The organism is Dyella jejuensis (genome assembly GCF_044904675.1).
GTDB lineage: Bacteria > Pseudomonadota > Gammaproteobacteria > Xanthomonadales > Rhodanobacteraceae > Dyella_B > Dyella_B jejuensis.
Genome location: NZ_JADIKJ010000018.1, coordinates 98,240 through 106,049, shown reverse-complemented (window position 1 = coordinate 106,049; position 7,810 = coordinate 98,240). Strand labels below are relative to the sequence as shown.

Genomic DNA, 7,810 nt, shown 5'->3' with positions numbered 1-7,810 from the left:
ATTCAGCAGATGGCCGATTACCTGACCAGCCAAGGCTATAAGCCAGGAACACCGGAGTTCGCCACGATGTTGCAACTCGCCAGCACCGCGGTGGGCGCGGCCGTGGGTGGCGGTACCGGCGCGGCGACGGCGTTGGACGGGATGAAGTACAACTACTTGAGCCATCAGCAACGGGATCAAAAAGCTCAAGAACTTGCCGCTTGCGGTAGCAATCAAGCATGTACCTACAACACTGAAGCCAAATGGCAAACCATCAGTGACAATCAAAATGTCTCGATGGCCGAATGGGCGATCTCCCAGGCAGCGTTACCGCCCTCGCTGATAGATCAATTGCGCGACACCGATCCATCAAGCCAAGCTTACGTAACACTGCTCAATCGGGCCGTGACAATCATTGGTGATTCGCCTTATTTGTCAAATCGCCAGTTGATAAACGAGACGGACGGATTGGGGTTGCCTGCGATGATGGCACCTCAAGTCTATAAGTATCCGACGGATTCAATTTACCAAATACCGCCTCCGGACTACGCATCAGCTGGTGGCAACGCGCTGGGTGCATCTGGTGCAGTCACGATGAATTTGCACAACGGTCAGATGTACGGAGGGGTTGGAGGTAGTGTGCCCGTGGAGCCTGGTGCCGGGTTTGTTTTTGGGTGGATCTTAAACGGTGGATCCGCCGCATACGATCCAGCAGTGAATACGGACAATTTCTTAAATGGAGGAGGCGGCTCGGGTGCAGCTTGTTACCTGCTCTGCATAGGTATTAACCATGCATATGGCGGGGCAACTGCTATCGAAATTGGCTGGGGAATTGGAGTTAAAAATAAATTATCGGGAAACGCCGGGACAGGGGCCATGCTATCTATTTCAGGCGAGGGGTCAGGAGTGCAGCAATGAGTATTAAAAAATCAAATATTAAGATCCCGCTATTTTTGAAAATATTTATTGGTATAGCTTGGCTGTCGCTATTTATATTCATAATCCGCAAAAACCCTTCAGCTAAAACAACAGCATTGAAGTTGAATGAAATGCAGAAAGAGGCTGATCTACTTCTTAAAAATGGCGGGGATGTAGTGTTTTCTAATGACCTGTCTAAATATGGCGTTTCGTCTTTATTGCGAGGAATATCTTTCTCATCATTAACAGATGACATATATAAGAAAGATATAAATTATTTAGCGTCTAATGGATGGGATGATAAAGGTAGTGGTGCTTTTTGCAAGGGAGGGATCTTTCTTCAATTCAATAGACGAGCAGTTTTTTTTAAAGGAATTGCAACTGTTGAGTTGCACATGGACTACAGTGCAAAATCAATTCGAGAATGCAAGTAATATTGGCAACCGATACTCAAAACGGAGAGGCGTCGGCCTTGCCCATTCCAGCGCCTGCAATGACGTACACATCACCGGCAGCGACGTGCTCAGCCAGACCGGCACCGCCATCGTGGGCAACAACGTCACCATCGATGCGGGGGTGGGTACCAGCGATATCAATCAAAGCCACAAGGTGAGCCAGGGCGGATCAACGTGGGCCTCGGTGGCGCGGCGGCCGACGCCGTGAACGGCGCCCTCTACAGCGGGCAACGCGGCAGCCAGGTGCAAGACGGCCGCCTGTCCGCGCTCTATGCCGCGCAAGCGGGCTACCAGGCCAGCGATGCCGTGGGCATGGCCCAAAAGGGCGGACTGCAAGAAGCCACCCAAACAAACAGCCCCAGCGGCATCAACCTGCAAGTGGGCCTTGGCGGCAGCAGCGCAGGCAACACCACGACCACCCACGATGACATCGCCTACGGCAGTCACATCATCAGCCAAGGCAACGTCACCCTCGCGGCCACCGGCGGCGACCTGGACCTCATCGGTAGCCAGGTGTCCGGCCAAGACGTCGCACTCGCTGCGGCCAACAACCTCAACCTGCAAAGCCAGGCGGAAAACCACAGCCTGCAGAACACCAACCACAACGTCAGTGGCGGCGTGGGCCTGCAAATCGGCAGCGACGGCATCGGCATCTATGCCCAGGCATCCGGCGGCGAAGGCAAGGCGCATGGCAACGGCATCACGCACGCCGACACCACCGTCAACGCCAACGGCACCCTTACCCTGATCAGCGGCAACGACACCACCCTCAAGGGTGCGCAACTCATCGGCCATCAGGTCATCGGCGCCATCGGCCACAACCTGTTGATCCAAAGCGAACAGGACACCGACGACTACGCCAGCCAGCAGTGGCAGGCCGGCGGCAAGGTGGTGATCGGCTACGGTTCCGGTGGCAGCTTGAGCTATAACCAGAGCAAGGTGGACAGCCACTATCAGAGCGTCAACGAGGTCAGCGGCATCCAGGCGGGCGATGGCGGCTTCCAGCTTGCCGTGGGCGGCAACACGCATCTGGTCGGCGGCGTGATCGCCAGCAGTGCCGATCCGAGCAAGAACGTCCTCGACACCGGCAGCCTCACTTACGAGAACATCCACAACGAAGCGAACTACAGCGCCAGCAGCATGGGAATCAGCGGCGGCTACGGTGCAGGGGGCAGTACGGTCGGCAATGCCCTCAGCGGCATCGGCACCGCGCTCTCGCTGACGACGCCGCAGCATGGGAAGAGCAGCAGCGATACGAATGCTGGCATCGCACAAGGCACGATCATCGTGCGCGATAACCCGAACCAGGACCTCAGTGACCTGGATCGCAACCCTACGCTAGGCAACGAAAAACTCCATCCGATCTTCGATGCACAAAAGGTGCAGGAGAACATGGAACTGAGTCAGGTGGCCGGCTATGTCGGCATGCGGGCAGCGGGCGACCTCGCCAACCAGATGGGCTGGGCTGAAGGCAGTCCGCAACGCACCATTCTGCACGGCGTGGTGGGTGCGGGCATCGCCGCCTTGGGCGGTGGCAACGTGGCTCAAGGTGCGTTGGGTGCAGCAGCCAATCAGCTGGTAGTCCAACAGATGGCCGATTACCTGCAAAGCCAGGGTTACAAACCCGGCACGCCGGAGTTCGCCTCAATGCTGCAACTCGCCAGCACCGCGGTGGGTGCGGCCGTGGGTGGGGGTGCCGGCGCGGCCACGGCGTTGGACGGAACGCGCTACAACTACTTGTCGCATCAGCAAATGGATGCCTTGAGGCAAGCACTGAAATCGTGCGGGAGTCAAAGCGATTGCCAGAATGTCATTGATCAATACACCGCATTATCAAAGCAGAACGACGTAGCACTCCAGCAAACTTGCGCAGCCGCGCCGAGCAGCGCCTCATGCCAAGACGGCGTGCGTGAGGCACTGAACTACGCCAACACATCTGCAGGCAATTACGCCATACCTTCCTACGCTGGTGTGTCCGGATCGGTAACCGATGACATTATCCAATCGCGCGGCAACGTATTAGCCTTAGTCATGACTAATCAGTCAGCCTACGGCACCATCAACACGATCGATGCACGTGCCAACTTCTTTGGAGCGATGTTTCAACAGACGGGTGCGCCCTGGTTTGGTGCAGCACAGGAAACATCCAAAGAAGATTTGATGGGCGCAAAGTTCAGCGTAGGGAACTTTCTTACGGGTGGTGGGCTAGTCGATTGGCGCAACCAGGCTGGTAATTTGATCATGCAGAATGGCCAGAACAGCTTTGCTAACGTCTACCGGAATTATCAGAGCCCATCGTTCGATCTGAATAACTGGAGCATGCAGCAGCTCAACAACGAGCAGCAGCTTTTGCAGCCGGTTTATGAGCAGCAAAATAGCTTGACGCGAGGAATGATTTGGCTTGGCGGAGAAGGGAGTTACCAGATCAATCCAATAAATATCAATGAAAGAATTAAATTTGGCTGCACAAGATTGGCTGTATTTGGCTATCAAGGAGGTTGCCAATAATGAAAGGCCATTCGCGCATTATAGAAATATGCCTATTTTCAGCTTACTGTTTTACGAGCATGCTATGCGGCGCATTGGTTTTGCACTACAGGGGCATTGTTTTGAGCATCCTTATAGCCACAAGAGCAGGCAAATACTATGCCTACGCTACACCTGCGGCACCATTTGTTTTGCTTAGCTTTTTATTCGTTTATACGATGAATAAGATCATTGATTCATTTGGCATTGATAGGAAAATGTTTTTAAATTACTCAGTGACATACGTCATATCATTAATATTAATTTATTACTATGCATACATGCATTTCATAGGTCACGCGGAAAATATATTTCCACATTGGTTCTTATTTTTAATACCGCCATTAATGCCGGCTTATACGATTGCATTTTCTGGAAATTTTTTCTTATTTATGCGCTGGGACGCCGCATTGGCTCTTCACTTGTTTGTTTACGTATTTGCATTTGGAATTCCAAATTTTGGAATTATGGCTATAATAATTTATATTCCTTTTAATGTCTCTTACTATGCCGCTATGATTTGGTGGAGCAGAAAATCACTCTGGCCATCTCGAAGTTCGTCAATTGCTCCGTGCAGAACAGAATAACTGGAGCATGCAGCAGTTCAACAACGAGCAGCAGCTTTTGCAGCCGATTTATGAGCAGCAAGATTGGCTTACAAAACTTGTAATTGAAGCTGGATGAGCTATTTATAAGATCGATGCGATGGATGTGAATCAATAAATCGAATTTGGTTGCCAAATAATGGGCGCAAATGGTTATGTAGGAGTTTGCAAATGAAGCAAAATATTTTCCAATGGAGAAGCGCTTTCATTTTATTATTCTATTGCTTATCTAGCATGACGGGAGGGTCGCCGTTTCATGTTATGTGCGGATGAAGGCTTTGACTTCGGTCTCCTGGTTCATTACCACCCAAAGCGGGGGCTTCATTCTTGCCATCATTGGCATGGTTGGTTTTTTTTCGTTTGGATCGCGTTTCTATTTAATCCATCCGATAAGAAGTTAAAGAGGAAAAAATTGAAGATTCTCTAAACACTCAATGACAGATTAAACAACGAGATTGTTAAGATCTGGCCTTTTCTGGACTAGTTGCTTTCATCGCCGTATTTATCATGGCAATAGCAATTTCTTATGTAAAATGCTTTGACTCTAGTATTCCTTATAATTTTTCAATTGCCATTCCACTGGCAATGAAAATGGGAGCTTGGGCAGGATGCGTAATTTTCATTCTTACGCTAATCGGAGGTACTCGACCTCGAACTCCATTTTGATAGTTGTCGCAGGCTGTACGACCACTTGGAGACACGGAGCGCCTGGTTCAATGTGGTTATATTTTTTTTGTTGTTTTATTAAAAACGTAAGAAAAATATATTTGATATGCAAGACCGAATTAGTTACGGTAAAAGCCAGATAGATTCAGTTCGTGATTCGAGGTAAAAATTATGGCGAACGACTTTGGCAGGATTGGAATCCTGGCACTTATTTCATCTTCTCCAACTGTAATAATTTTTATTTCATCTAGACTAGTAGAAGATGGGCCACTTGTTGCAATACACGCTATCTCTTACATAGTGAGCGTTTTTTTGATGATATATATGGCAAGGAATAGGCGATTTGAAAATTCTATTTATTTGATCCTTTTTGTTTTTACCACGATAGCGGCCACCATGTCTGCAAGGTTCGCCATATCGCTCTTGGGTAATAGCTTAGCTCGGCTTGGGAAAATTGATTTTATCTTTCTTGTTTCTTCCGGAACATTTTCTCTTTTAAGCATATGGCATTTAATATATTTATATAACATTTACGATAAAAATTTGACGGCGTTGAAAATTTACGGATGGATATCTGTTGCGATGATTGGTGTCATCAGCCTGATCATAATAATGATTCCACCTTTACCGATGATCATTTGAGATCCTTGACTAGTAGTGTATCGCGATAATGATCATTTTCATTGGCGGCAATGCCGTGCACATCATCAGCAGCGGCGTGCCCAGCTAGACCGGTACCGACATCGTGGGCAACAACGTCACCATCGATGCGGCCGTTGGCACCAGCGATATCAATCAAGGCCGCAAGGTGAGCCAGGACGGGATCAACGTGGGCATCGGTGGCGCGGCGGCTAACGTCGCCCACACCGTTTACTACGCTGCCCAACGTTCCACCGCGGGCGTTTGGCGGAACGCCGCTGGGAGCTTGGACGCCAGGAGGTACTTGGTACACGAAACAATACCCGATCTTTATCGGAGGCGGCACCGGTTGGTGTCCCAACTGCAATAGATAAGGACAGGACATGAAAAAATGGCTTTTCGTTGAAATAATTTTTCTTGCGACCGCGCCGACGCTTCTGGCCTTGTATTCTGCGCCAGTTTTATTACTTGCCATCATTGAAGCGATATTTCCAATAAGTACAGATCAGCGTGGATTTCTTGGCAGGTTTTTTGACTTGCTTCCTAATATCGGCGGGATATTTAGCATTTCTTTGGTTTGGATGCTTGCGCTTTCTGTCATTCGAGGGCGATCATTTCGCTTGGGATTTAGATTCTTTCTTGGATTATTTGGTGGCTTAATGGCGACCTATAAAATTTTTTTGACGACAAATATAACAACCGTACTTGCTTTTTGCATTCCAATATGGATTTTGGTTGTGCATTTAATATATATAAATAAGCTAAATGGCGAACATGTTAAAAATTTTTGGTAATTATCGTTTTACCTTCATCTGTTTGACCGATGCTCGGAAGGGCGTAGTGGGTGAGTGCGGATGGCTCATATACCGAATCGGTAATGCGCAACGGATCAAGCAGGTTCCAGAGTCGTCGGTCAGAATAGGTATTGATGAATCAATTGGACCAAGACGCCGATTTTTTCGTCGCTTGGTTCAGTTATCGCGGGCAACACACTTGGTGCTGGTGTTTCTGAAGTAGGAAACGCTGTAGTGGACAAGGCAACAACCAGTGGTAACAAATGATGCGCCACTTAAAGATTCTCCTTGCAGGCATCACGTTTGCCCTGCTTACCGACATATTGGGAATTGCTGTCGGTGTCGTTAAGTGTATTTCGAGTGGCATCGAAATCAACGGTTCGGCACTTCTATCCGTGGCCTTGGGAGCCGGCGCCAAAGAGGGCATCTATATTGGTCTTGTTGTGGTGATTTTAATGCTCATAGGCACCCGGGGTTCTCGCCCGCCTCACTGAACTATCCTTGTCCTGTCCAAAGCGTTCACAATCGATTACGGCTTACGGGAATTCAACAGCACCTGATCCCGTTATTCCCTTGCGATAAAAAAGCACAGAACGAAACATCCCATATTAACGGCATGACAGATACAGTCCTTCCACTGGTTTTGGCGCGACCAGCAACGCGCCAACTAATAGACACCGATACTCTTACAGAGTGAATCGCCCTACTTGCGGAGGCAACGCCATGGCCAATACCGATGCGATAGTGAACGACCTGGTCGTAACCACGTTCAATAACATGAAAATTAAGAATACAAATCGGTATATTACTTACAAATTTAGCGATAACCTGACGGAGATTATCGTCGACAGCCAGGGAGATCGGTCTGCGTCCCATGACGATTTTTTAGCTCAGCTTCCGGACGACGATTGCCGCTATGCAGTAGAATGGTTTGACTATAGTAACAGCACCGGGTCTAGTTTGATATTTTTTTTGTGGATGCCAGATGATGCAAACACAAAAAGCAAGATGTTGTATAAGATAAACAAAGATAACCTCAAGAGAAGCTTGCCCGGCATTAAGACGGAAATTCAGGGTTCGGAAAAGAGCGACGTTGCTCTGGACGTCGTAATGGATAAACTCGACCGTGTTTAAAAGCAGCATTTCTCCCGCATCGATTCATTGGCGCTTTCCGTGATGAAACCGCGTTTGACCAGAGGAGGCATATACCGAAGAGCCCTGCGCTCCT

Annotated in this window: 9 protein-coding genes; 8 read left to right on the top strand and 1 reads right to left on the bottom strand. The window is 49.0% G+C overall.

Annotated elements, in window-relative coordinates; translation table 11 throughout:
- The 6 genes from ISP15_RS16145 to ISP15_RS16120 form a co-directional block, all read left to right on the top strand.
- Window positions 1-897 (top strand): hypothetical protein (locus ISP15_RS16145; RefSeq protein WP_404548729.1); only part of this gene is annotated, 897 nt, incomplete at its 5' end.
- Complete coding sequence (locus tag ISP15_RS16140; RefSeq protein WP_404548728.1) at window positions 894-1,331, top strand: hypothetical protein; 438 nt, start codon at window positions 894-896, stop codon at window positions 1,329-1,331. The genes ISP15_RS16145 and ISP15_RS16140, both read left to right, overlap by 4 nt.
- Before the next feature lie 85 nt (window positions 1,332-1,416).
- The gene (locus ISP15_RS16135; RefSeq protein ID WP_404548727.1) at window positions 1,417-1,560 is read left to right on the top strand and encodes a hypothetical protein; all 144 of its coding nucleotides are present in this window, start codon (window positions 1,417-1,419) and stop codon (window positions 1,558-1,560) included.
- A complete protein-coding gene (locus ISP15_RS16130; RefSeq protein WP_404548726.1) occupies window positions 1,557-3,860 on the top strand; it encodes a hemagglutinin repeat-containing protein in 2,304 nt (767 codons plus the stop codon). The genes ISP15_RS16135 and ISP15_RS16130 overlap by 4 nt, the downstream gene beginning before the upstream one ends.
- Window positions 3,860-4,465: a hypothetical protein gene (locus tag ISP15_RS16125; RefSeq protein WP_404548725.1), complete on the top strand. Its 606-nt coding sequence runs from the start codon at window positions 3,860-3,862 to the stop codon at window positions 4,463-4,465. The genes ISP15_RS16130 and ISP15_RS16125 overlap by 1 nt, the downstream gene beginning before the upstream one ends.
- Window positions 4,466-5,320: 855 nt before the next feature.
- Window positions 5,321-5,791, top strand: a complete 471-nt coding sequence (locus ISP15_RS16120; RefSeq protein WP_404548724.1) for a hypothetical protein — start codon at window positions 5,321-5,323, stop codon at window positions 5,789-5,791.
- Here the strand turns inward: ISP15_RS16120 and ISP15_RS16115 are convergent.
- Complete coding sequence (locus tag ISP15_RS16115) at window positions 5,784-6,035, bottom strand: hypothetical protein (RefSeq protein ID WP_404548723.1); 252 nt, start codon at window positions 6,033-6,035, stop codon at window positions 5,784-5,786. The genes ISP15_RS16120 and ISP15_RS16115 overlap by 8 nt on opposite strands.
- Before the next feature lie 136 nt (window positions 6,036-6,171).
- Here ISP15_RS16115 and ISP15_RS16110 point away from each other — a divergent pair, with 136 nt between their 5' ends.
- Window positions 6,172-6,582, top strand: a complete 411-nt coding sequence (locus tag ISP15_RS16110; protein ID WP_404548722.1) for a hypothetical protein — start codon at window positions 6,172-6,174, stop codon at window positions 6,580-6,582.
- Window positions 6,583-7,305: 723 nt separating this feature from the next.
- Entirely contained in the window at window positions 7,306-7,716 is a 411-nt protein-coding gene (locus ISP15_RS16105) for an actin-binding ADF family protein (protein WP_404548721.1), read from the top strand.
- Window positions 7,717-7,810: the final 94 nt, after the last annotated feature.

Coding starts and splice junctions, on each gene's coding strand:
- ISP15_RS16110 (WP_404548722.1), top strand. CDS start 6,172: ATGAAAAAATGGCTTTTCGTTGAAATAATTTTTCTTGCGACCGCGCCG.
- ISP15_RS16120 (WP_404548724.1), top strand. CDS start 5,321: ATGGCGAACGACTTTGGCAGGATTGGAATCCTGGCACTTATTTCATCT.
- ISP15_RS16140 (WP_404548728.1), top strand. CDS start 894: ATGAGTATTAAAAAATCAAATATTAAGATCCCGCTATTTTTGAAAATA.
- ISP15_RS16105 (WP_404548721.1), top strand. CDS start 7,306: ATGGCCAATACCGATGCGATAGTGAACGACCTGGTCGTAACCACGTTC.
- ISP15_RS16125 (WP_404548725.1), top strand. CDS start 3,860: ATGAAAGGCCATTCGCGCATTATAGAAATATGCCTATTTTCAGCTTAC.